Genomic DNA, 23729 nt, shown 5'->3' with positions numbered 1-23729 from the left:
ATCCCTGTTGAGTCTGTGCCGATCGTGAGGATCAGCTGTGAGGTCTGTAGGCGGTCGGAGAATCGCGCCGAACGACACCCGCACAACCCGCTGCGACCAGGACGCATGCAAACGGGATCAACATTGCTGTGGTGAGAGGCACAAGCTTGGTGACCCAGCCGATGGTTGCCGGACCGGCGAGGAATCCGATGTATCCCATGCCGACGACGCGAGACATGTTGGTGCCGGCCGAACCTGAGCCCAGATTTCCGGCCGTGGTGAAGATCTGCGGAATGCATCCCGACAGGCCGGCGCCGAACAGGGCCCAACCGAGCAACGTCAGTGGTAGCCAGCCGGATACCACGACGGTCAGCATTCCGACGGACGACAGCAACGCACCGTAGCGAACCACTGCCACCGGGCCTACCGCCGCGCTGATCCGATCCGCGGTGAACCGGCCGACGGTCATCATGGCGGAGAATGCGCCGAACGACAGTGCGGCAACGGCATTCGAAACACCGAGATCTTCCTTGACCTGCAGCGCGCTCCAGTCGTTTGCCACTCCCTCGGCCAGCATCAGAACAAAGGCGAGGGTTCCGAGGGCAAGTACGCGAGCCGAGAATCTGCCGTGTGTCTTTCCGGTAGTCGACGCGGTTTCGGCATGCACGTCGACGTGAGGGAGAAGGGGTCGCGAGCACAACCAGACTGCCAGCAAGCCGATTGCCGACGCGATGCTGAGCGTGACGTACGGCGGAAGATCCAGTGCGAGAGTGCCGAATCCGATGACAGAGCCCAATACGCCACCGACCGAGAACATGCCGTGAAAGGCCGCCATGATCGGGCGCCGGTACAGCTGTTCGGCCTCGACGGCCTGCGAGTTCATCGACACGTCCAACGCGCCGTTCGCAAAGCCGAACACGACAAGTGCAGCGCCCAGTTGCCAGGTGTTCGTGGCAAACCCCGGGCCGAGAGTGGCGAATGCCAGCCCGCTACCCGCCAGGACGACCATGCGTCTGCTGCCGTATCGATCTGCGAGCGGGCCGCTCAACTGCATGCCGGCAATGGCTCCGACTGCAAGAAGGAGAAGAAGTGAGCCGAGCGTCGAGTGACTGATCCCCACTCGGTGTTCGATGGACGGGATGTGGACGACCCACATCGCGAGGAGAAATCCGTTGATGCCGAAAATGCCGAAGATGCCGGCGCGGGCGCGCACCAGGGCGGAGGTGGGGACTGCGCGGTCGGTGGGGTTGACGCTCACTCGTTCCTTTCTACAGGTGAGTCAGCAACAGGTCCGGGTTCGCGAGCATCTCTGCGACAAATGAGAGGAATCTCGCGGCCTGCTCACCGGTCAGCACGCGGTGGTCGAACGTCAACGTCAGTGTCACGACGCTCCGCACTTCGATCTTGCGCTCGATCACCCACGGACGCTCGCTCACCGAGCCCAGACAGAGAATGACGGCTTCTCCCGGATTGAGAAGCGGAATGCCGCCGTCGACGCCGAAGACTCCGACATTGGTGATCGTGACGGTGCCACCGGTCAGGTGACGGACGTCCGTCTTTCCCTCACGGGCAGCGACGGTCAGTTCGGTCACCGCGCGTGCGAGCTGGACCAGGCTCAGGGTCTGGGCGCTCTTGATGTTGGGCACGGACAGTCCACGTTCGGAGGCGACGGCGATGCCGAGATTCACGTGATCGTCGATGACGGCGTCGCCGCGGGCCTCGTCCCAATGCGCGTTCACCATCGGGTGCGAGGCGATGGCGGCCACCATTGCCTTGGCAGCGAGAGTCAGCGGAGTGAGGGACAGTCCGGTGAACGCCTCCGAGGAACGGAGCCTGCCGAGCAGTTCCATCGAAGGCGTGACATCAGCGGTGAGGAAGACGCTGGCCTGCGGAGCGCGGGTGCTGGCAACCATCGCCGACGCCATCTGTTTTCGTACGCCGGACGGGGCCAGGCGTGTCGCGTTATCCGAAGGCGCCTGCACGGTAAGCGCGTCTGCGACGTCAGCCGCGGTGACGGCACCGTCGAATCCGCTGCCGGTGATTTCGCTCAAATCGATGCCGGCTTCGCGGGCCGCGCGCCGCGCCGGGGGGGTTGCGGGCCGACGCTCGGTACTCGCCGCGGATTGCGAGTACGGCGTGATCTTGCTCCGTCGGCGGCTCGGTCTCTCCGCCGCGGGTCCGTATCCGACCAGCACGCTCGGAGACTGTGAATCACTTGGAGACGGTGAATCTGCAGGCTCCTCGATACGGATGATCGGAGTACCCACCGGAACGGTAGTGCCGGGTTCGACGAGGAGTTCTCTGACAACGCCGACGTAGGGCGACGGCAGTTCGACAAGAGCTTTGGCTGTCTCTACCTGGGCGAGAACTTGATTGAGTGCCACCGTGTCGCCGACGCTGACCGTCCACTCGACCAGATCGGCGGACGTCAGGCCCTCGCCGAGATCCGGCAACCGGAATTCGTGCCCTGTACTCATGCTGCCAGCGTCCGGTCGAGTGCTGCGAGGATCCGGTCGGCGTCCGGAAGGTGAAATCGCTCGAGCTTGGCGGGCGGGTAGGGGATGTCGAATCCGGTGACCCGCAGGATCGGTGACTCCAGCTGATAGAAGCAGTGTTCCGCGACGTGTGCTGCGATTTCGGCGCCGACGCCGAGAAACTTCTGCGCCTCATGGACGACGACAAGCCGGCCTGTCTTGTTCACCGACGCCTCGATCGTGTCGAAGTCGACGGGGGAGAGTGAACGCAGATCCACCACTTCCAGATCATGCCCCTCTTCTTCGGCGATCCGCGCGGCGTCGAGTGCGGTGGTGACCATGGATCCGTACGCAACCACTGTCGCGTCGTTCCCCGAGCGGGCGACGCGAGCACGGTGGAGCGGAAGCTCGGGCGCAGCATCGGTATTCACGTCGGCGGTATCCCAGTAGCGCCGTTTGGGTTCGAGGAATATCACCGGGTCGTCGGCCGCAATGGATTGGCGGATCATGTGAAAACCGTCGATCGGATTGCTCGGGTACACCACCCGCAGTCCCGCGGTGTGAGCGAAGTACGCTTCCGGCGACTCCGAATGATGTTCCACCGCACCGATTCCGCCGCCACTGGGAATCCGAATCGTCAGTGGCGCAGAGGCAGCGCCTCGGGTGCGGTACTGGATCTTGGCCACCTGCGAGACGATCTGATCGAAAGCCGGGTAGACAAACCCGTCGAATTGAATTTCGCAGACCGGACGATATCCGCGCAATGCAAGACCGAAAGCTGTTCCCACGATCCCTGATTCGGCGAGGGGCATGTCGATCACCCGGGTGTCGCCGAAGTCCTTCTGCAGGGCGTCGGTAACCCGGAATACGCCGCCGAGACGGCCGACGTCCTCGCCCATGATGACAACGCGACGATCGTCTTCGAGTGCGCGTCGAAGGCCGGTGTTGAGCGCGGTCACCAGATTCATGACGGTCATGACGAAGCCCCTTCCAGGCTACGGAGATACGCGCGATGCTCTTCGCGTTCAGCGTCGATCAGTGGGTGTGCCTCGGCGTAGACGTGATCGAAGAGCGCTGACGGGGGCGGATCGGCGAGCGCGATGGTTGCGCGTCGCAGTCCAGCGGCGACGTCGTCGGCGGCTGCCGCGATGGTGCTGAGTTCGTTTTCTCCGAGAAGATCGCGACGGCCGAGGAGCAGACGCATTCGCTCGAGCGGATCGCGGCTTCTCCACTCCGACATATCCGTATCGGTGCGGTACCTGCTCGGATCGTCGGAGGTCGTGTGCGGGCCCATTCTGCAGGTGATCGCCTCGATGAACGTCGGGCCGCTGCCTTCGCGTGCGCGATTGAACGCCGAGCGCGTCACGGCGAGCACGGCAAGGACGTCGTTACCGTCGACGCGGATCGCGGGGATGCCGTAACCGATTGCCCGATGTGAGATGGGCGTGCGTGACTGGAGGGATACCGGTTCACTGATTGCCCACTGGTTGTTCTGGCAGAAGAAGACAACGCCGACACGGAAACTGGCGGCAAATCCCATCGCCTCGGCGATGTCGCCCTGACTTGTGGCGCCGTCGCCGAAGTACGCGATCGTTGCGATCTCGGCGCCGTCCAGGTGTGCGCCGAGTGCGTATCCGGTGGCGTGCAGCCCTTGGGAGCCGACGACGATCGCCGGGTTGGTGACGTTGAATTGTTCTGGATCCCAACCGGAATGGGAGATTCCTCGCCACATGGTGGTCAGCAATTCGGGGGAACACCCCGGCAGTACGCGACGGCATGTTCGCGGTAGCTGGTGAACGCGAAGTCGTCTGGGGCGAGCGCTCTCGCGGAACCGACCTGGGCGGCTTCCTGACCGAGCATCGGAGCCCACAACCCGATTTCACCTTGACGCTGCAGGGCAACAGCTTCGGTGTCGATGCGGCGACTCACGACGAGATCGCGATACAACGACAGCAGTTCGTCAGGCCCGATGTCCGTTATCAGGCGGTCGAATTCGGGACGGCACACCCGTGCGCCGTTCGGTTGGATGAGTTGGACCGGATAATCGAGGTTGTCGACCATCTTCGCTCACCTCGGTTTCTGCTCATGCCCGGCGCGCCTCGTGAGTACGCCGCACAATCCCGATGTGTCGTATGCAGTTGTCGCTCTACCATCAGGATCCCCTGATTGGGAAATCCGCAAGTATTTTCACTGCCGTATCAAGACCTGAGCTGCGAACTGACGAGTAACAAACGTGTCGGTACGGCCAACCGATCGGACTTCAACCGCTAGCATCGGTGCGGTGACTGCAGTCGGTTTGAACGAAGAAGCTGTTTCCGCGTGGATCGCCGAACTGGGGGTCGGCGCCACGACACCACTGACTTTCGAGAGGATCGGTAACGGGCAATCGAACCTGACCTACTCCGTGACGGATGCGGGCGGAGGACGGTGGGTACTGCGCAGACCTCCACTCGGCACGTTGTTGGCGTCCGCGCACGACGTCGTTCGCGAGCACCGCATCCTGTCCTCGCTCCAGGGAACCAAAGTGCCGGTTCCGAAGATCCTCGGCATCACGGAAGATCCGGAGATCACGGACGCTCCGCTGGTCCTCATGAGCTACATCGACGGCGTTGTGATCGACGGCGTTCCGGTGGCTCAGAAGTTGACCGAGGACGAGCGTCGCGCGGTCGGCTTGGCGATGCCCAAAACCCTCGCCAGCATCCACGGAGTTGACCTGGAAGAGACCGGGCTGGACGACCTGGCCAGCCGCAAGCCCTTTGCCGAGCGTCAGCTCAAGCGGTGGTCGGCGCAGTGGGAGAAGTCGAAGACCCGCGATGTTCCGGATGTCGACCGATTGGCCGAGATTCTGCACCGAAACATTCCGGAACAGAACGAAGTGACGTTGGTTCACGGCGACTTCCACCTCAACAACGTCATCACCGATCCGGCCGAGGGGCGCATCGTTGCCGTCGTCGACTGGGAGCTGTGCACGTTGGGGGAGCCGCTCGCGGACCTCGGTGCGCTACTCGCGTACTGGCCGGAAGCCGGTGACAAGGTTGCCGGTCCGTTCATGGCGTCCACGCTGGAAGGCTTCCCGAACCGTGACGAGCTGGTCGCTGCCTACGTCGAGGCGACTGGCCGCGACGTGTCAGCGGTCGGATACTGGCACGTACTCGCTCTGTGGAAGCTCTCGATCATCGCGGAGGGCGTGCTGCGACGTATCCTCGACGATCCGCGCAACAAGGCCGAGCACGGCGGCCCGACGGTCGCGCTGATCGACGGAATCGTTGCACGCGCCGTCTTGACGGCAGATCAGCTCGGTCTGAGCTAGTTTTCGGTCAAGGTCCCGGCTGCCGATCTGATGGCCGCCGGGATCTCCACCGGCTTACGGGTGTCGGCGTCGACGTAGACGTGGACAAAGCGGCCGGTGGCAGCGGGTTCCCAATTGCCACCGTCGACCTCGTGGAATATCGCCAGGGCGTAGACGATGCTCTTGGTGCCCAGCTTCTCGACGGAGATACCCACCTGCAACTGCTCGGGGAACGACAGTTCGCTCAGGTACCGGCACGACGTCTCGGCGACGACGCCGATGGCAGGCAGGGTGCGGATGTCGGTTCCAGTGGAAGACATCAGCCAGGCGTTGACCGCGGTGTCGAAGTACGAGTAGTAGGTCACGTTGTTGACGTGGCCGTAGTGATCGTTGTCGTCCCACCGCGTCGGGACGGGCCAGAGAACGGGAAACTCGCTGATCGACGGGGGCGTCTGCGCTGTGCTCACGGCTTCGACTGTAGTGAGGACTTTCGCGAGAGTGGGGGCAGGGTGGTGCCCTGTAGGACTGCACGCACGATCAGCCCCACCAACAGTGCCCAGAATGCCGATCCGATTCCCAGGATACTGACCCCGGATGCGGCGATCAGAAACGTGACCACGGCGCCTTCACGTTCACTCGCCTCGCTCAGCGCCGACGTGAGGGCGCCGGCAAGCGTTGCCAGGAGCGCCAGTCCGGCAACAGTTTCCACGACTCCGGCCGGTGCGGCGGCTACCAGAGCGGCCACCGCGGCCGCGCCGGCAGCGAGAACGAGATGCGCCCAGCCTGCGGTGAAGGCAGCGATCCATCGACGTTTGGGATCCGGATGTGCGGTGGGGGCGGCGGCCAGGGCTGCGCTGATCGCCGCGAGGTTGATCGCATGGCCACCGGCCGGTGCGCCGACGATGGTGCCGATACCCGTCACGATCATCGACGGTCGCCAGGGAACGGTGTATCCGAACGAATTCATCACGGCCACACCGGGAATGTTCTGCGAAGCCATCGTGACGATGTAGAGGGGAATCGCAATGCCGATCATTGCCTGCCAGGTCCACGACGGCGCGGTGAGATCAATGCGGGGAATCATGGCGCCGGCGTCGAGCACTCGATCCGACGTGACGAGGCTGATCCCGATCACGACCGCTGCTGTGAGAAACGCGAGCGGAACCGCCCATCGCTTGGAGAAGCGCTGCGCGGCAAGCCAAACCAGGATGACGGGCGCGACCGCTGCGGGGGCGTCCCGGACGGCGATGATCGGCGCCAGGCACAACGGCATCAGAACCCCGGCGAGCATCGCCTGCGCGAGGGGCGTCGGGATTGCCGAGATGATCCTTCCGAGCGTCGGCCACAGTCCGGTCAGAACAATCGCGATTCCGACGACGATGAATGCTCCGACCGCCGCCGGCCACCCACCCTCGACGGCTCCGGCGCCGGCGAGCAGAGCGGCACCGGGCGTCGACCAGGCCAGGGTGATCGGCATCCGATACCGGCGTGAGAGCCAGAGCATTCCCAACGCTTGGGTCACACACAGAACCAGCAGTCCGGACGCCGCCTCGGTCGCGTCCGCGCCGACAGCGGCGAGGCCGGTGAGGACCACCGCGAACGAACTGGTGAAGCCGACGAGGGCCGTGACGATGCCTGCGCTCATCGGTTGCGAGTTGCTGCGAACGGCTTCCGGTTCGGTGGTATCTGTGGAGTCCGACATGGTCAGTGATTCTGCCCGACCCGCTCGAGGCCCGATTTACCTGTCCGGTCGGATGGGTGAGGTGACCGCTTTGCCGTAGATGAGGTGCGTTTGGGCGTGCCAGACCTCGGGATGTGCGGCGAGGTGGTCGATCAATACCCGTTGTAGATGAGCGCTGTCACGGACCGCGACGTGGAGGAAGAAGTCCTCGGGCCCCGAGACGTTGAAGAGCGCAAGCGTTTCCGGCAGCGCTAGCGCGTCGGCGGTGAACCGGTCGACGAGGTCGCGGCGGTGTGGTCGCAATTGAACGGCGATGATCGCCTGCATCGACCGGCCAACGGCTGCCGGATCGACAACCGCATGGATGCCGCTGATCGTGCCGTTGGCGCGTAGGCGTCGTACGCGCTCGTGGCACGAGGACGTCGCCAAGCCGACTCGATCGGCCAACACCTTGTTGGTGATCGACGCGTCGTTCTGCAATTCGGCCAAAATCTTCCAGTCCACCGGATCCAGAGGCTCATTCTTCGTCATCTGCCGAACTATATCCGGAGTCGTTTTGAACTTCCCGGATCCAGTTGCACACTCCTGGCATGAACATGTGTCTCGAATCAGCTCGGGTGTGAGGTATTTCGGATGAGTGTCGGTCAATGGCTCGCTTTCGGCTCCCTGCTATCCATCGTCCTGTTCACGCCGGGACCGGATTTTGTCCTGATCCTGCGTCATTCTCTAGCAGATCGTCGGACCGGCGCGGTGGTGGCCGCCGGTGTGATTTCCGGGCTCTTCGTTCACACCGCTGCCGCGTCACTGGGTCTCTCCGCACTTGTGGCGACACGGCCACAGTTGCTCTCCGCGCTCACATACGCCGGGGCGGCATATCTGACCTGGCTCGGCATCTCCGCGATTCGAAGTGCTTTCAAGGCCCGAGCCTCGGACGAGGGAATTCCGGCAGCGAAAGAACCGATCGCGGTCACCACAGCATTTCGTTACGGCTTCCTCTCGAACCTGCTGAACCCGAAGGCGTTGTTGTTCTTTCTCGGGCTACTCCCGCAATTCATCGAGCCGGGTGAAGGCGCAGGGCTGCGCACGTTGATGTTGGCGGGCGCGACGGTGGTCGCCGCGGCGCTGTGGTGGGCGATCGTGGTGGTGTTGGCAGCCGGAGCCGGCAAGAAGCTGCGTCGCCCTGGCGTCGGCAAGCGAATCGACGTGGTGACGGGAGTGTTGTTGGTGGGTCTCGGTGCCTTCTTCGGGGTTGCATGAGTGGTCGTGTCAGGATGGGCTCATGACACTTCCCGTGCTGATCGACGTCGAAGAACTGTCCGCTCTCATCGAGGCCGGCGCTGCGCCGCGATTGCTCGATGTCCGATGGGCGCTGGGTGATTCGAACGGCGAGCAGCATTTTCGCGACGGCCATATTCCCGGTGCGGTATTCGTGAACCTCGACGAGGAACTTGCCTCGCCGCCGTCGCCGGACGAGGGGAGGCATCCGCTGCCGAGTCTCGAAGACCTGCAGGACGCGGCGCGTCGTTGGGGAATCGACGACGGTGATTCGGTGGTGCTTTACGACGCCACCGGCAACACGGCCGCTGCCCGTGGTTGGTGGCTGCTGCGGTGGGCCGGACTCTCGGATGTCCGACTGCTCGACGGCGGGCTGCAGGCCTGGGAGTCCGCAGGACTGCCGTTGGCGGCCGGTATCGGCGAGTCCGTCAGCCCGGGCGACGTGACTTTCACCGGCGGCAACATGCCGACTGTCGACATCGACCGTGTCGGCAACTGGACGAGCGAGGGCGGTGTCCTTCTAGACGCCCGAGCCGGGGAGCGGTACCGCGGCGAGGTCGAGCCGATGGATCCCGTCGCAGGGCACATCCCCGGTGCGGTGAACGCGCCGACCGCCGAGAACATCACCGGCGACAGGCGATTCCTGGATACGACCCACCTGCGTGAGCGATTCGCCGGACTGGGCGTCGGAGACAAGGTGGCGGTGTACTGCGGATCCGGAGTGACTGCCGCGCACGAGATCGCGGCGCTCGCGATCGCTGGTTACGACGCGACGCTGTTCCCGGGCTCGTGGTCACAGTGGTCCAACGACAGCACTCGCGCCGTCGACACCGGAGCCTGAGTCAGCTCTTGGTGCGATCGATGAATGACGGCACGAGAAACCACAGTGCCGTGAACATGATCGCGGCGCACGCTGCCAAAACCTTTGCGGCAACTCCGCCGACGGCGACCTCGGCGATCAACAGGACCGTGCCGGTCATGGAGGCGGCCAGAAAGGCTATGCCGCACAGGGCGAATCGGTTGGCCACGGGCAATATGTTCTCGCGGTGCCCACGGCGGAAAAGCATGCGATGCCAGACCGCGGGTGCCATCAGGAACCCGAACGAGATGGCAACAAGGATCACCGTCACCAAGTGGATGCCGCGGATGTACGCCGACGCTTCCTCGTAGCGTTCGGTGAATGCCACGGCTAGCAGGAAGGCAAACAGGATCTGCACACCAGAGAGCGCGACGCGCAGCTCTTGCAACAACTCGTTGAAGTTCCGCGCGAGTTGTTGAGGTGGAGTCTCCCCGGTCTCGTTCACGGCGACGTGGTTCCTACGCCCGTGAGTATTCCGACGCTCGCTGGATCTGCTCCGCGCTCGGACGCACGCCGGTGTAGAGCACGAACTGCTCGGCGGCCTGAAGGGCAATGACTGACGCTCCTGTGATCGCCGTTTTGCCGAGTTCGGTCGCCAACGCGATCAGTGGCGTCTTCGCAGGCATCGCGACGACGTCGAAGACGACATCGGCGGCGCGCACTGCGTGCTCGGGGAACGACAGTGCATCTGCTTCTGCGCCGCCGGACATACCGATCGGGGTGGCGTTGATCAGCACACCGGGACGAAGCTCACCGAGTTCGGCCTGCCAGTCGAAGCCGTACTGCTTCGCAAGCGATGACCCCACTTGCTGGTTGCGGGCGATCACGGTGACGTCGGTGAATCCGGTGTCGCGCACCGCGGCGACGACTGCTTTTGCCATGCCACCGCTGCCGGCGACAGCGACGGACAGGCTCGTGTCGACGTTGTTGTCACGCAGTAGATCGGCCACCGCCTGATAGTCGGTGTTGTAGGCGTGCAGCACTCCGGACTCGTTGACGATCGTGTTGACGGAGTCGATGGCGCTGGCCGAATCATGCATGACGTCGATGTGCTCGATGACCTGTTCCTTGAACGGCATCGACACCCCACAGCCTCGAATCCCGAGTGCTCGTATGCCGGCGATCGCGGCTGGCACGTCTTCGGTGGTGAAGGCTTTGTAGACGAAGTTCAAGCCCAATTCTTCGTAGAGGTAATTGTGAAATCTGGTGCCGATGTTGCTCGGTCGCCCGGAGAGCGACATGCACAGGAGCGTGTCCTTGTTGAGGTCGACGGTCATCGTTCCCACTCTAATCGCGAGTTCGGAGTAGTTCTTGATGGAGGAGTGCACCCATCCGGATGGCCCGCAGCGCCGAATGTCGGGTATCCGATCGAAGCACCACTCGCACCGACAGAGCCGAGACGACATGGTCACACAGAACATCGACGAGCACCCGAGCACCGAATCTCGTCCACCGCGTCGTAGATGGGCTGCTCACGCGATCTCCGGGGTCTTGGCCGCGGCTGTCGTCCTGGGCGTCGGTGAACTGGTTGCGTTGCCGATCAACCCGGACGCGTCGCCCTTCTACGCGGTAGGTGCGACTACCGTCGACCGAACGCCGGCGTGGGCTCGCGAGTTCGCGATCGACACTTTCGGTACCAATGACAAGCCGGCGCTGTTCATCGGAATGTCGATCTTGATCGTTCTGCTCGGTGCGGTGGCCGGGCTCCTGGAACGGCGACGCCGCCCGATCGGCAGCGTCATTCTCGTTCTTCTGGGCGCGGTTGGTGTGTATGCGGCGATGCAGCGGCCGACTGCCGACGCGATGTACGTGTTCCCGACCCTGGTCGGTGTGGTGGCGGGCGTCGCAACACTGCGTTTGCTGATCACACAGCTGGAGGTGCCGCTCTCGCCTGGCGTCGCCGACTCGTGGTTGCCTCGTCGTCAGTTCCTTCTGCTGGCAGGTGCGGCGTTGGCAGTGGCTGCGGCAGCGGGTGCGGCCGGGAAGTTCGTGGGCAGAGAATCGCCGGAGCAGTAGCGAATCGTGAAGATTTTGTCGTGCCCACCGCCGCTGACCCGGCGCCGCCGATTCCGGCGGGTGCGGACATCGGGATTTCGGGTGCATCGACGTACATCACGCCCAACGACGACTTCTACCGAATCGACACGGCTCTCCTCGTTCCGCAATTGACGACGGATTCGTGGGAACTGCGGATTCACGGAATGGTGGACCGCGAGATGACGTTGTCGTTCGACGATCTGGTGGCGCGAACGCCCATCGAGCGAGTCATCACGCTGACGTGTGTCTCGAACGAGGTGGGCGGCGTTCTGGCCGGGAACGCGAAGTGGATCGGTTATCCCATGAAGGACCTGCTCGACGAAGTCGGTGTCCATCCCGACGCCGACATGCTCCTCTCGACCAGCGTCGACGGCTTCACAGTCGGCACCCCGGTCGAGATAGTCACCGACGGCCGTGACGCGATTCTCGCCGTGGCGATGAACGGTGAGCCGTTGCCGTTCGAGCACGGTTATCCCGTTCGGCAGGTGGTTCCGGGGCTGTACGGTTTCGTGTCCGCCACCAAGTGGGTGACGGAGTGGGAGTTGACGCGTTTCGACAAGGTCGAGGCCTATTGGACCCAGCGCGGTTGGGGTGCGCAGGCACCGATCAAGACGTCGTCGCGTATCGAGGTGCCGGCAGCTTTGGCGCCGATCGAGCCGGGCCAGGTGCTGGTGGCGGGAACGGCCTGGGCTCAGCATCGCGGGATCGAGAAGGTCGAGGTTCGCGTCGACAACGGTGAATGGCAACCGGCGACACTGGCGCAGGAGTACTCGATCGACACGTGGCGTCAATGGTCGTGGATGTGGGATGCAGGCTCAGGTTTGCACACCGTGCAGGTCAGAGCGACGGATTTGGACGGGAACGTTCAGGTGGAAGAGCGCACTCCGCCGATCCCCGGTGGAGCCACGGGATGGCACACCAGGTCGTTCACCGTGAAGTGACGTCGGAATCCGAATGAGGTTCGGTATACAGACGAACAACGCGCTGAGCCATCCATCCGGCGATCAGGGTTCGCAGGCCGAAGTCGAACGTGTCGTCGGTTCGCAGTGGGGTCGTAGCCTCGCGCGTGATCTCGCTCGGGTTGGAGGATTGAGTCCACGCGACATCCGGCGTCGAGAGTTTCACGACGGATCCGAGAACCAGACTGTCCAGCGTGGAGATTGCGTGACGAGTGTCGGCCGAATCGAAACCCCCGTCCGAAAATGCTTGAACCAGTGCAGTATCGATAGCAAAAGTTACCTCTGTGCGGACGCTTCGTGTCATGAGCAGCGGGATGAGGCGCCAGTGCTCGACCGCAGCTCGGCGATAGGCCCACCCCCACGCGCTGATCCGTTCGCTCCACCCTGCCGGTGGGTGGGGGACAGAGATCGACGACATCACGCGGATGCGCATGAGTTCGACGATCTCGGATCGACCCGAAATATGTGTGTAGAGCGAAGACGGAGTCACGTTCAGTTGCTTGGCGATCCCGGGCATGGTGAAGTCGCCGGTCGCGTCGACAGCATCCAGAGCCGCGTCGGTGATGTTTCGCGTGGACAGTATTGGCTGGGTGGGACGCGGCATCGATTCTCCTGGTGAGGGATTCGTCAGCAATCTCGGACTTCATCGAGTGATGACAACTCCTTGATTTCGGGAGCCGGTATGCATCATACTAACCGAACCCTATTCGGTATGTCGGCGGAATCTTCCGGCGATCGGTACACGTCGGAGGAACATCTAATATGTCTGTCGTATGGCTGACCGGTGCAACGATCATCGACGGGACGGGCGCCGACCCGATCGAGAACTGCGCTGTTGCTGTGGAAAACGGGCGCATCAGTGCACTCGGTGGCACGCCACCCACGGGGCGGAGGTGCTGGACTGCACTGGGTTGACAATCACGCCCGGCCTCATCGACGCACACGTTCATCTCGGTGGATCGAGCGATCTCGCACCGAGCCTGCGGCGTCAGATCTCGGTAGCCGAGCTCGCTGCAGACATGTTCGCGACCTGCGCATCGACCCTCGACGGGGGATTCACCACTGTTCGTGACTGCGGCGGAATCGACGGTGGACTCGCCGGAGTTGTCGCCTCGGGCAAGATCCCGGGTCCGCGGATCATTCAGTGCGGCCCGATCCAGTGCCAGACCGGTGGACACGGACACCTGGCGGCCGAATGGGAGCCGACTTCGGACTGGTCCGATCATGACATCCCCGGATTACGGTGTATGTCTCTGCTTTCCGACGGTCCGCACGAAATGCGAAAGAACGTTCGCGAGACGTTCCGCAGGGGTGCGGACTTCCTCAAACTGTGTGTTACCGGGGGAGTGGTATCCACTCATGACAAGCTCACCGATACCCAGTTCACGGTCGACGAGATCGAAGTTGCCGTCGAGGAAGCCAATGCGCGCGGTACCTATGTCACGGTGCATGCTCACAACAACGAGGGAATCCGTAACGCTGTCACTGCCGGCGCGAAATGCGTCGAGCACGGCTCTGATATCGACGACGAGACCGCCAAGTTGATGGCCGAGCACGACGTCGCCTTGGTGCCGACGTTGGCTGTGGTGCAGGCGCTCTCGGACAGCGCGGCGTCAGCAGGTCTACCCGAATCGATTTCGGCTCGGATCGGCCAGATGATGCAAGGTCAGATCGACGGGCTTCTTGCTGCTCGAAATGCCGGCGTCAGAGTGGGCTTGGGATCGGACCTCATCGGTACCGATCAAACGGGCCGTGGGATGGAGTTGGTCCTGCGCGCCAAGATCGAAACACCCATGGATGCACTGGTTTCCGCTACCCGGATCAACGCCGACATTCTCGGAATCGCCGACGAGGTCGGCACCATCGAAGTCGGTAAGTTCGCCGACCTCGTTGCCTTCCGCGGCAATCCGTTGACGGATCCCTCGATCTTTGCCGATCGTGAGCGGATCGCACTCGTCATCCAGAGTGTGCGAGTGGTGAAGGACTGCCGCTAGATCAGCAGCGAGTGGCGAGGTCCGTCAGGGCCGAATGATCAGCTCGGCTGACTGGTAAGCCATAGGAAATCGCGACGGTCAGGTACTTGCCGGCGTAGAAGCATCGGTAAGCAGGATCGGGCGGCAACCAGTCACTGGGCGTGCTGTCGCCTTTCGCCTGGTTGTCGGGACCGTTGACGGCCAACAGGTTCAGAGACATGTCGTTCGCGAACCTCATCCGCAACGCAGGAGTCCAGGAGTTCGCGCCGAAGTCCCAGGCCGCGGCGAGCGGGAAGACGTGTAATCCGTAACTAGTAGGTAGTGCCGTTGACATCATCCTGGGTCTCCGTCCACGGATCCGGGATATGTGGGCGACGGTGTTATCTGCAGGCAGCGAGGCATGCCGATGACACCGCCGACACGCACCGTTCGGGTGCATCGAATCAGGCAGGGCCGGGCGTAGCTTCGACTTCAGACGAACGGGAGCGGGCTGATGGCTAGAGCGCAACGTGTCACTCTCAGCGACGGTGCAACGACCTGGACGGTGATCGACAGATCGTTTGGTCTCGTTGAGCCGGTCGAGGCATACCTCGAGTACGGGCGGCAAGTCGACTTCCGGCCGAACACGACCCGGGCCTACGCACAGAGCTTGGCCCAGTGGTGGTCGTTCCTGGAGGTGACCGGCAGGTCGTGGGATGCGGTGAAGCTGCACGACTTCGGCGACTTCATCTCGGCTCTGCGCTACGGCGAGCTGGACTCTCCGATCCGCGAACTGCGTCCCCATCCGACGCTCAGCGACAGCACGGTGAATCTCCGCATGCGTGCAGTGATGAGTTTCTACCGCTACCAGGCCGACAGCGGAACGGACGCTGCGCCGTTCCTGTGGAAACAAGCCCAGGTCCGATCGGGACGCTACCTCTCGTTCCTCGAGCACGTCACCCGGCGAGCGCCGCGGAAGCGCGCCGCCATCCGAATCCGCGCCGCCCGCAAGACCATTCCGATTCTGACGCCGACCACGATCGACGCCCTCCAAGATGCCGAGGCCACCTACGACCCAACACTCGTGGAATGGCGAGGTGACCTGCGATATCGGTTCCTGTGGGCAGTCCTGTCGGAATCGGGCATGCGGATCGGTGAAGCCCTCTCGTTGCAGCACCGCGACTGGATTACCGGGATCGGTGGCAAGAGCGCCCGGGTCGCGATCGTGAGCAGGGCGCACCCGCACGGCCTGTCCGCCAAGTCCGGGGAGCGCGAGGTCCACATCGGGTCTCGGCTCGACCGGCTCTATGCCGACTACGTGTGGTGGCTGTGCGACCGAGGCGCCGATGTCGCCCTCGGCGATTGGGACAGTAGCTACATCTTCTGCAACGTGCTGCGGAACCCGCTGTTCGCGCCGCTGCGCACCGAGTCGGTCTATGCGCACTTGCGCTCGATGAAGCATCGCAACGCCGATCTCCCGAACCTGATGACACCGCACTGGTTTCGGCACACCCATGCCACTGCACTGTTGCTGGCGGGGAGCCCCGTCCACACCGTCAGCCGCCGCCTCGGCCACGCGAGCGTGCAAACCACGATGAACATCTACGGCCATGTCACCGAGGACGCCGAGCTGGCGTCGGTAGCGAACTGGCGCGAATACGTCGCCGGATGGGAGTATCCGAATGTCTAGCCCCGCAAACGATCCCGCGTTCACATCCTGGCCGCGCAGCCCCAAGAGACTGCACCAGATCGATCCGGGCTTGGCACTAGCGGACATGTTCGACCCCGCAATCGCCCGCAGGCTCTGGGACTCTCTGCCCGAAGAATGCCGCAGCGATCACTTCGACAAGAAGACGATGCCGGCGCACTACCGACCGGCGATCCGCGAAGTCAGTGCGGGCAGCAGCAGCGGCAGCGACTGGACCGCCTGTTACCTGAATTTTCGGGGTCTCCCTGAACCTATGACCTGGGAAGTTGCCTGGATCATTCACCGGTACATCGAGTTGGGACGGTTCATTCGCATCGTCGACGCGAACGCCGTCTTCATCTTGCTGCGCGCCGCGATCCGCCACGGGGACGACGAATGTCGGTCGGCGCAATCGCTGCTGCACCGTTCGCCCGACGAGTGGGTGCGATCCGCGCGGAAGGCGCAGATGCTCGGCGAGAAGATCGGTGAATTCGCCTTCAAAGAAGGTACCTACCGTCTTGGACACATGGTCGCAGTACTCGGATATGCCTATCACCGCGGCCCGTGGTGGGAGCTGAACGTCTGGAATCCGAGCCTCGACCCGAGGGTGCCTCAGCGAGACCACGAGCCTATCGGATCGACGACGATGCACTTCACCAACCTGACCAGCCTCTGGATGCGCGAGGGAGCGAAGTACTGGCTCTCGGCGGGCCTGAGCGCGGAGAGGTACTCGTGGAGCACGATCAAGTCGCGCCTGGATGCCCTGAAATGGCTGCAACGCTACATCGACACCACCGCCGACCAGGGCCCGTGTCTGACTACCGATCCACACCGACTGCGGGGCTTCATCCGAGGGTTCTGCGACATGCTCCTTGCGCACCGCATCGAGTCCGGACCGCGCGCAGGCCGCCCTCTGGCGAAGAACCCACGCCGCCAGATCATGACCGCCATCGAGCAGTTCTACCAGTTCATGTATGACCACCGGGATGAAGCCGCCACCGAACTCGGTATCAGTGCCTGGGCCACTCTGCGGCCCGAGCACTGCGTGCTGTTCCGCCCCGAGGACAAGCCCCGCCTCACCAACGTCAAGGCACACGACATGGTCCTCGAAGACGGTGTCATGCAGCAGATCGCCGAGGGCAGTGGGCTGCTCGCGCAGCCAGTGCAGGAGGGCGGGCTCGGCGATCTGCAGGCCTTCCACATCATGATGCTTCTGCTGCGCACCGGCCGTCGCGCCAACGAGGTGCTGATGATGGACTTCGACCCGCTCGAACCGATGCTGCGCAATTCCGCGGCTGGCGATCCTGACGGCGCTGGATTCGTCGCCCGGATGCGGTATCAACAGACCAAGGTCGAACCGAACGTCGCACCCTCGATCCCCGTGGACGACGAGATCGTCACGATCATCCGAGCGCAGCAAAAGCATGCCCGCGAGATGATGGCACACTTCGGAAACCCTGGTGTGACGCCGAAGTACCTGTTCCTCCGCACGACCCGAAACCGGATGGGCGACAAGCCTTACCCGATGACGACAATGCATCTGCGGTTCAGCAGGCTCACCAGTCTGCTCGACATCAGCGACTCCGTCGGCCGACGCGTCGCTGTCTCCAAGACACATCAGTTCCGGCACACCGCGGCGACCAACCTGATCAACGCCGGAGTGCCGCTTCACGTCGTGATGCGCTACTTCGGGCACGTTTCGCCGGACATGACCTTGCACTACGCCGTGACCTCTGCGCAGACCATGGAAGAGGAATTCCTCCGCTACAAGAAGGTCACCCGTGACGGGCGCACCGCCACGATCGACAGCTCCGACCTCTACGACCTGATCCAGCTCGACAAGCGAGCTGATCGCATCTTGCCCAACGGTTGGTGCGCGCTCCCACCGAAACAGTTGTGCGATAAGGGAAACGCCTGCCTGTCTTGCTCGAAATTCGTCACCGACTCCACTCATGCCCCGCAGTTGCGGACCCAGCTCGCCGACACGGAAACACTGATCGAACACCGGCAAGCAGTGTTCACCGCGAAGTACGGCGCCCCGATGGACGAGACGAACATCTGGCTGCAAGGCCGCCAGATCGAGGTCGACTCGCTTAACCGGATCCTGCTCTCGATCAACGATGTCTCCGCCGCCGACAAAGCGGTTCGCGGTCCCGGAACCACCACCTAGAGCAAGGAGAACCAGCCCGTGCCCGAACATCTCACCGCCGCAGCGCGAGCGCGCCACACCGAGACCAGAGCCCGCGCGGACGCGGCGCTGCTGGCACTCAGCAATGCAGGCGAACCGGTCACCTTCGCGGCCGTCGCTCGCCGCGCCAAGGTCTCCACCGACTTCCTCTACAACCAGCCCGACCTGCGCACAAAGATCAACGACCTCCGCACCCAGCGGCCGCATCGCCGAACCACTCCAGAACAGATTGCCGAACCCGAACAGCAGTCCGCATCGTCCGCGGTCAGGGCGCTGTCCGCGCAGCTCAAGGACCTCAAACGCCGACACGCCGAAGAGATCGGCGAGTTGCGCACGGCGCTCGCGGTCGCCCACGGTGAGAACCTCGCACTGCGGCGACGACTCGCCGACTCCAACTAGCGCCCTGCAGGTAAGCGAATTCACCGCTCGTTCACGAAACACGACCCGCCGCCTCGGCATTGGAGGGAAGCCCCTGGCCGGGACACGTCGACAAGACCGCGGCGATCGCGTCTTTCTCCGCATTGGTCACCCACAACCGATACCGGAGTTTGACCGCGACCTGACGAGCCACATAAGCACATCGGAACGCCTTGTTCGGAGGAAGCCACGAGGCGGCATCGGAGTCACTCTTCGCCGAGTTCGGAGCCTGCGTAGTAGCGATGAGATTGAGCGGATCATTAGCCAGATCGACCCGCTCGGCGACCGACAACTGCTGCGCACCCTTCTGCCACGAATCACCAAGTGCAACGACATGCTCGATCGGGACGAGCGGCGAAGTCGTCTCCCCTCGAACGAAATTCACCGTGGTCCCGGTATACGGATCGTGAAGGACTCCCGACTGCACCACGCACGGCGGCGAGGCCACACCCGAGCGGTCCTTGCACGTGATGTCCACAAGGTCACGGGAGAGTATGTCCTCGCGTGTGCTCAGCGAGTTCCCGCCCCACATAACGGTATTCGTATCAGTCCACGCTATACCGAACTCGCTTCGCGCATAACCCGTCTTAGGCGCACGCCCCTTCACCGCAAGCTCCTCCAGCGCCGACAGTGCCTCATCGACCTGCGCACCCGGCGCAGAAGTTCCCGACACCGGAGCTGCGAATACCGCCCCGCCATCAGGCCGATGGACCGAGCAACCAGACACAGCGACAACGAACGCCGCAGCCGCCACCGCGACCCCGGTCACGCGCTGGCGCATCACAAGGCCACCACAGCACTCAGCAGCATGTCATCGACACAGTAACCAGCAGAAAGAGGAAGACTCCTTGACAAAGCTGCTGATAAGACATGGTCGATCTGGACGGACTTGGCCTGGCTGCGTTCGAATTCGATGCGATCTCCGGAGTACGGGTCGGTCATCGCGCCGGACAGTACGACGCAGTCACGTGTTCCTGGTTTGAACACCACGTCCGAGAGATCTTGGGCCAGGACGTTGTTGCGGGTATCGCACCCGTCGTGGCCACCTGGAGCGTCCTGGTCGTCGGACCAAGCGGGGCCGAAGACGCAAGCTTCTCTGAACAAGAATTCAAGCTTGGTAATCATGTGGAAGTCCTTCCCGAGATCGATCCGAATCCAGGCATTCCGAGGTCAGTTGTTGCCGATCCTCGTTTCATCGTGGCATCGACCTGTGCGATCTTGTCCCTGACTCCGGTGTAGCTGACCTGCAGTCCTTCGACTTCACCCAGCCAGCCTTCCTGTTTGGCTTCGATGATGCGGGCTTCGAGGTTGTCTCGGATTTCTTCGAGCCTGCCTCGCTGCGTTGGATCCGGCCGCAGGAGTGAGCATCTGACGCAAGCATGCTCATGGATGCAGGGTGTGCCGAACGACCGTGCGCAGGTCCCGACCGATACTTTCCGCTTCTCGAAATGAGACAAGAACGCATCCCATTCCTCGTCGGTCGGTGTCCGGTATTCCTCACTGGGTCTCATCGAACGACGACGCGCGATGAACGCTCGATGCGCTTCGATCGTTTCCGAGGGGTAGACGGCCTTGTAGCCCATCGTCGTGTCAATTGTCTTGTGCCCGCAAATAACCTGTGCGATATGGGGTGGCAGGCCGTTCATGATCGCGTCGGTGACGAATATTCGCCGGAAGTCGTGGGGCTGAAACATCAACGGATCGCCACTGGCATCGGTGAGAGCTGCCACGGTGAGCGCATTGATGAGGAGCTTGCGGACGAAACTCGGTGGGATCGCTCGGCGTTCGTTTCCGATTCCCCGCTGAAAGAGCAGCGGCATCGGCGGATTCCACAGCTTCTCCTGCGTATCGTAGGCAGCCACGAGCGGTATCGATCCGTTGGGTTGCCGCGAACGCTGAACTACCGCACTGAGGACTTCCGCAAGCTCGGGACTGACCAAGATCAGCCGCTCGGTATCGGTCTTCGATGGAGCTATCTGCAGCAGCGGAACCAGTTCACCGGTACTAGGTAGTCGATATTCGGTGATGCTGTGGTGACTGAGCTCGAGGAGCTCTTCATGACGGATACCGCTGAGCCGCAACACTTCGATAGTGGCGAATGCCCAGAATGCTTCCTCGTCCTCGTAGGTGAGATCGCGGCGAACACCGGTAACAGTATTGTCGGCCCATACGACGCGGCCAGTTCCCCGACGGATCAAGGATCGTCGCAGTTCTCCGTCGGTTCCCGCGATCACCTCACCTGGTTCGGTGTTCTGCGCCGCAACAAGTAGAGCCGCTGCGGCCGCGCGGCGGTCAGCTGCGGACCGAACCAACTGCGACAGGACAGGCAATCGCTCGCGAGTGCGCTGATCCATCCGCGCTTTACGGTGTTTGAGTTCCTTGCCTCTTTTGACCTCGGCGTCGCTGATCGGGCAGGGCGCCACCCACTGCGCCCAGCGTGCCGGATCTTCGACGGCCCAGTGCGCGAGGTCGAGATAGAACGCACGCACTTGCAACAGATTGTCTTTGTAATTCTTTCGGGGCGAAGTTGTTTCGTGCTTTCGTCCCGCCGCGTCGACGGCGGTGCGTGTGATCGATCTCAGGTCGTCCTTCCATGCTCGGGCAACGTCAGGCGGCAGCGCCAGGGTGTCGATACCGGGGGCGAGTGTCTCGACGCGGCTCCAGAACAGCCCGGCGAGTCCTCGGGCACGAGAGTTGAGACTGGTGTAGTCCAGCGCGGGTTGACGCTCGCGCAGATAGTCGATGAGCAGAGCTCGGATCGGTTGGTTCTCGATCGGGTAGCGGTCGACGAGTTGTTCGATCGTCAACTGTCCGACCGGAGCGCCGAACGCACGGATGCTGTGTGGTGCATCCTCGGGAAAGATGCCCATCGCACGTAGTCGCAGGTAGAAATCGATCTTCTTCTGACCGCGGCGGGAGTGCACCTGCGCCATCGTTTCGATCAGCTCCACGCAATCGCCGACAGTGATCTCCGCGACCGTCCCGCCTTTGGATACCAGCAGGGTCGCGATTCTGGTCGCTGCGATTCGTGCATCGTCTCGCGAGGTATCCGGCTGAGTGGCAGCAAGCTCGTCCAACCGCGCGAATCCGTCCGGATCTCGCAGCTTTGCCATCATCGGCGCGAGAAACGGGTGCGCCCGGGAGAGCATCCACGGCAACTGCGGCCGGATCACGTCCAGGCACAGCAACATCAGCAGTCCTGCAGCCAGGTCGTTGCGATCATGTCTGACAGGGCGCCCGTGTCCGGCAATCCATTCCACCGGGAGATCGGCCCAGGAGGTTGTCGCGCCGTAACGAGACCCGCGGATGTTCTCGGCGCCGCTGGCGAGCCACCGGGCTTGCCAGGTATCGCCTGGCACCGAAGCCAACCAGGTCAGTATCTTGATCACGCCCCGGTGCCGTCCGGCTCGGGTGGTGACCGCAGCCTCAGCAAGCACCGAGCAGTTCAGTCGGGCCTCGACCTCCTCAGCAGAGGCAGCGGTGTGCGGCCACCAGAGTTCACCTTCGCGTGGTGGAAACTGTTTGTGCAGTTGGCGAATCCTCGAATGCGGCACCGGTGTGACCTCGAAGCGTTCCGGGCGGGTCATGTGCTTGACGGCAGTGCTCACAACGGCCTCCCGAACAGCACGCTCAACGCTGCCGGATCGTATCCAGGAGCAGGAGGCGGCGACGGAGCCCGCGGATGTTCCCGCTGATCAGCAGTACGAGCGTGGTGGGCCAGGACGCTGGCGATCACCTCGTCCTTATCGGGTGTCAGATAAATTTCGGTCGTCGACAAATGGGCGTGCCCCAACACCTCTTTGACCTCCACCAAGGACAAGTGCGGGTCGTTGGCCATCCGCCTCGCTGCACTGTGACGTAAGTCGTGCAGAGTCCAATCCGAACCGAGGGTAGCATTCGCACGCTCGAACATCCGATGCGCCGCATGGTAATTCAACGGGCGGCGAGGCCTTCGCAGTGTCCACCACAACGGTTGCATCCGTCCGAGTGGCACCTCGCCCCGCAACTGCTCCTGATACAACCGCAACCAGACGAACGCGTCCGCCGACGCGGGTACCTGCTCCACCGCACGTGTTCCCTTGCGCACCACAGTAATCAACTGCTGCCCCGGGTCGACATCGCACTCGCGGACTCCCAACAGCTCCGACGCTCGCACCCCCGATGAAATCCAGAACGCCACCAACGCCCGGTCCCGATCCGACGACAACGCCGCGAACAACTTATCGAACAGATCCTCGGGAATCGCTCGGGGAATCCGCTGCGAGACCCGAGGCCGGTAGCGCCCCACACGCTCAGGTGCCCAATGATCCATCGGATTGTGGTGCGCATGAGCCCGTCTCGACCGGCGAGAGAGATCGAGAGGGAACGGATTCAGAAGCGGGCCAGTCCCCGCGTCCCGATGAAAATCGTAGAAACTTCGCAGCACCGTCTCACTGTGCGCCACTGTCGCCGGCGAGTACCCGGCCCCCAGAGCCGGTTTGCCGGTGACAGGATTCGGCGATGCCGCAGCAGTAGCAGCCGCCTCGGCGCTGGCCGGCACCACTGATCCTTGTCGTGCCTTCGCCGTCAACTGGATCCAACAACTGAAATCGCGGGCATCGACCCGATCGGCACGATCCCACGCCACGTCCACAGCGTGAAGGAACCGCCACCATCTGAGCAGATCCATACCGTACGAACGCACCGTCGCCACCGACCTCCCGGAAGCGATCAGCTCCCGGAAGAACACCTCGACGGACTCCACTCGTTCACCGTCGCTGCCCTGCAAGACGTAAGGCTCCGCCGCCTGACCTGTCGCTATCAACCGACCCACTCGGGCCACCACAAGCCCCGACAGATCTCTCGAACTTTCCCCTTCGCTCATGTCCGCAAGCTACCGACCCACATCGACCCCACCCCTTCAGACCTGCACCATTCGGCATTTAGTTCAGT

20 protein-coding genes and 4 pseudogenes are annotated in these 23729 nt (G+C 63.0%); 9 read left to right on the top strand and 15 right to left on the bottom strand.

Going from position 1 to position 23729, the window contains the following annotated elements; translation table 11 throughout:
• Positions 1-31: 31 nt before the first annotated feature.
• The 4 genes and pseudogenes from EHW12_RS19755 to pdhA form a co-directional block, all read right to left on the bottom strand.
• Positions 32-1237, bottom strand: coding sequence for an MFS transporter (locus tag EHW12_RS19755; RefSeq protein ID WP_064074723.1), 1206 nt, complete (start codon positions 1235-1237; stop codon positions 32-34).
• Between the two features lie 10 nt (positions 1238-1247).
• Complete coding sequence (locus EHW12_RS19750; protein WP_125051530.1) at positions 1248-2456, bottom strand: dihydrolipoamide acetyltransferase family protein; 1209 nt, start codon at positions 2454-2456, stop codon at positions 1248-1250.
• On the bottom strand, positions 2453-3430 hold the full coding sequence (locus EHW12_RS19745; RefSeq protein ID WP_054828116.1) for an alpha-ketoacid dehydrogenase subunit beta: 978 nt from the start codon (positions 3428-3430) through the stop codon (positions 2453-2455). Before EHW12_RS19745 ends, EHW12_RS19750 begins: the two co-directional genes overlap by 4 nt.
• Positions 3427-4514, bottom strand: a pseudogene (pdhA, locus tag EHW12_RS19740) (pyruvate dehydrogenase (acetyl-transferring) E1 component subunit alpha). Before pdhA ends, EHW12_RS19745 begins: the two are co-directional and overlap by 4 nt.
• 220 nt (positions 4515-4734) lie before the next feature.
• Between pdhA and EHW12_RS19735 the strand changes: the two are divergent.
• Positions 4735-5763 (top strand): phosphotransferase family protein, encoded by a 1029-nt coding sequence (locus EHW12_RS19735; RefSeq protein WP_003941376.1) that lies wholly within the window; start codon positions 4735-4737, stop codon positions 5761-5763.
• Here EHW12_RS19735 and EHW12_RS19730 read toward each other — a convergent pair.
• Genes EHW12_RS19730 through EHW12_RS19720 form a run of 3 tightly spaced genes read right to left on the bottom strand, consistent with a single transcriptional unit; the run spans position 5760 to position 7954 of the window.
• Positions 5760-6209: a thioesterase family protein gene (locus EHW12_RS19730; RefSeq protein ID WP_042447890.1), complete on the bottom strand. Its 450-nt coding sequence runs from the start codon at positions 6207-6209 to the stop codon at positions 5760-5762. The two genes, EHW12_RS19735 and EHW12_RS19730, sit on opposite strands and share 4 nt — an antisense overlap.
• Positions 6206-7444, bottom strand: coding sequence for a benzoate/H(+) symporter BenE family transporter (locus EHW12_RS19725; protein WP_125051528.1), 1239 nt, complete (start codon positions 7442-7444; stop codon positions 6206-6208). The genes EHW12_RS19730 and EHW12_RS19725 overlap by 4 nt, the downstream gene beginning before the upstream one ends.
• A 36-nt stretch (positions 7445-7480) precedes the next feature.
• Entirely contained in the window at positions 7481-7954 is a 474-nt protein-coding gene (locus EHW12_RS19720) for an Lrp/AsnC family transcriptional regulator (protein WP_003941284.1), read from the bottom strand.
• Between the two features lie 102 nt (positions 7955-8056).
• Between EHW12_RS19720 and EHW12_RS19715 the strand changes: the two genes are divergently transcribed.
• A complete protein-coding gene (locus tag EHW12_RS19715) occupies positions 8057-8680 on the top strand; it encodes a LysE family translocator (protein ID WP_003941342.1) in 624 nt (207 codons plus the stop codon).
• A 22-nt stretch (positions 8681-8702) separates the two neighbouring features.
• Complete coding sequence (locus tag EHW12_RS19710; RefSeq protein ID WP_125051526.1) at positions 8703-9539, top strand: sulfurtransferase; 837 nt, start codon at positions 8703-8705, stop codon at positions 9537-9539.
• Between the two features lies 1 nt (position 9540).
• Here the strand turns inward: EHW12_RS19710 and EHW12_RS19705 are convergent, their stop codons facing one another.
• Together EHW12_RS19705 and EHW12_RS19700 are read right to left on the bottom strand one after the other, a co-directional pair.
• Positions 9541-10002 carry a DUF6328 family protein gene (locus EHW12_RS19705; RefSeq protein WP_003941357.1) on the bottom strand — a complete coding sequence of 154 codons (462 nt, stop codon included), beginning with the start codon at positions 10000-10002 and terminating at the stop codon, positions 9541-9543.
• 13 nt (positions 10003-10015) lie between these two features.
• The gene (locus EHW12_RS19700; protein WP_042447990.1) at positions 10016-10834 is read right to left on the bottom strand and encodes a shikimate 5-dehydrogenase; all 819 of its coding nucleotides are present in this window, start codon (positions 10832-10834) and stop codon (positions 10016-10018) included.
• A gap of 127 nt (positions 10835-10961) precedes the next feature.
• On the opposite strand from EHW12_RS19700, the pseudogene EHW12_RS19695 reads away from it, so the two are divergent.
• Positions 10962-12535 (top strand): annotated as a pseudogene (locus EHW12_RS19695) (molybdopterin-dependent oxidoreductase).
• Here the strand turns inward: EHW12_RS19695 and EHW12_RS19690 are convergent.
• Complete coding sequence (locus tag EHW12_RS19690) at positions 12522-13157, bottom strand: TetR/AcrR family transcriptional regulator C-terminal domain-containing protein (RefSeq protein ID WP_125051524.1); 636 nt, start codon at positions 13155-13157, stop codon at positions 12522-12524. The pseudogene EHW12_RS19695 and the gene EHW12_RS19690 sit on opposite strands and share 14 nt — an antisense overlap.
• A 158-nt stretch (positions 13158-13315) precedes the next feature.
• Here EHW12_RS19690 and EHW12_RS35380 point away from each other — a divergent pair, with 158 nt between their 5' ends.
• The gene (locus tag EHW12_RS35380; protein WP_241199003.1) at positions 13316-13468 is read left to right on the top strand and encodes a hypothetical protein; all 153 of its coding nucleotides are present in this window, start codon (positions 13316-13318) and stop codon (positions 13466-13468) included.
• Entirely contained in the window at positions 13465-14547 is a 1083-nt protein-coding gene (locus tag EHW12_RS19685; protein ID WP_241199002.1) for an amidohydrolase family protein, read from the top strand. The genes EHW12_RS35380 and EHW12_RS19685 overlap by 4 nt, the downstream gene beginning before the upstream one ends.
• 1 nt (position 14548) lies before the next feature.
• Here EHW12_RS19685 and EHW12_RS19680 read toward each other — a convergent pair.
• A pseudogene (locus EHW12_RS19680) lies at positions 14549-14827 on the bottom strand (HNH endonuclease family protein); the annotation flags it as partial.
• 192 nt (positions 14828-15019) lie between these two features.
• Here EHW12_RS19680 and EHW12_RS19675 point away from each other — a divergent pair.
• The 3 genes from EHW12_RS19675 to EHW12_RS19665 are packed head-to-tail and all read left to right on the top strand — an operon-like array spanning position 15020 to position 18779.
• Positions 15020-16195, top strand: a complete 1176-nt coding sequence (locus EHW12_RS19675; RefSeq protein WP_042445344.1) for a tyrosine-type recombinase/integrase — start codon at positions 15020-15022, stop codon at positions 16193-16195.
• Entirely contained in the window at positions 16188-18362 is a 2175-nt protein-coding gene (locus EHW12_RS19670; RefSeq protein WP_080726510.1) for a tyrosine-type recombinase/integrase, read from the top strand. Before EHW12_RS19675 ends, EHW12_RS19670 begins: the two co-directional genes overlap by 8 nt.
• A gap of 18 nt (positions 18363-18380) precedes the next feature.
• Complete coding sequence (locus EHW12_RS19665) at positions 18381-18779, top strand: DUF6262 family protein (RefSeq protein ID WP_042445338.1); 399 nt, start codon at positions 18381-18383, stop codon at positions 18777-18779.
• 31 nt (positions 18780-18810) lie between these two features.
• Here EHW12_RS19665 and EHW12_RS19660 read toward each other — a convergent pair whose 3' ends face one another.
• The 4 genes and pseudogenes from EHW12_RS19660 to EHW12_RS19645 form a co-directional block, all read right to left on the bottom strand.
• Entirely contained in the window at positions 18811-19578 is a 768-nt protein-coding gene (locus EHW12_RS19660; RefSeq protein ID WP_042445334.1) for an HNH endonuclease family protein, read from the bottom strand.
• 86 nt (positions 19579-19664) lie between these two features.
• A pseudogene (locus EHW12_RS19655) lies at positions 19665-19892 on the bottom strand (deoxyribonuclease); the annotation flags it as partial.
• A gap of 26 nt (positions 19893-19918) precedes the next feature.
• Positions 19919-22405, bottom strand: coding sequence for a site-specific integrase (locus tag EHW12_RS19650; protein ID WP_011133408.1), 2487 nt, complete (start codon positions 22403-22405; stop codon positions 19919-19921).
• Positions 22402-23661, bottom strand: coding sequence for a site-specific integrase (locus tag EHW12_RS19645; RefSeq protein WP_011133407.1), 1260 nt, complete (start codon positions 23659-23661; stop codon positions 22402-22404). Before EHW12_RS19645 ends, EHW12_RS19650 begins: the two co-directional genes overlap by 4 nt.
• Positions 23662-23729 lie beyond the last annotated feature (68 nt).

It is taken from the genome of Rhodococcus sp. NJ-530, assembly GCF_003860625.1.
GTDB classification, from domain to species: domain Bacteria; phylum Actinomycetota; class Actinomycetes; order Mycobacteriales; family Mycobacteriaceae; genus Rhodococcus_F; species Rhodococcus_F qingshengii.
The sequence above is the reverse complement of the archived record's forward strand: the minus strand, read 5'-3'. Positions and strand labels throughout refer to the sequence as shown.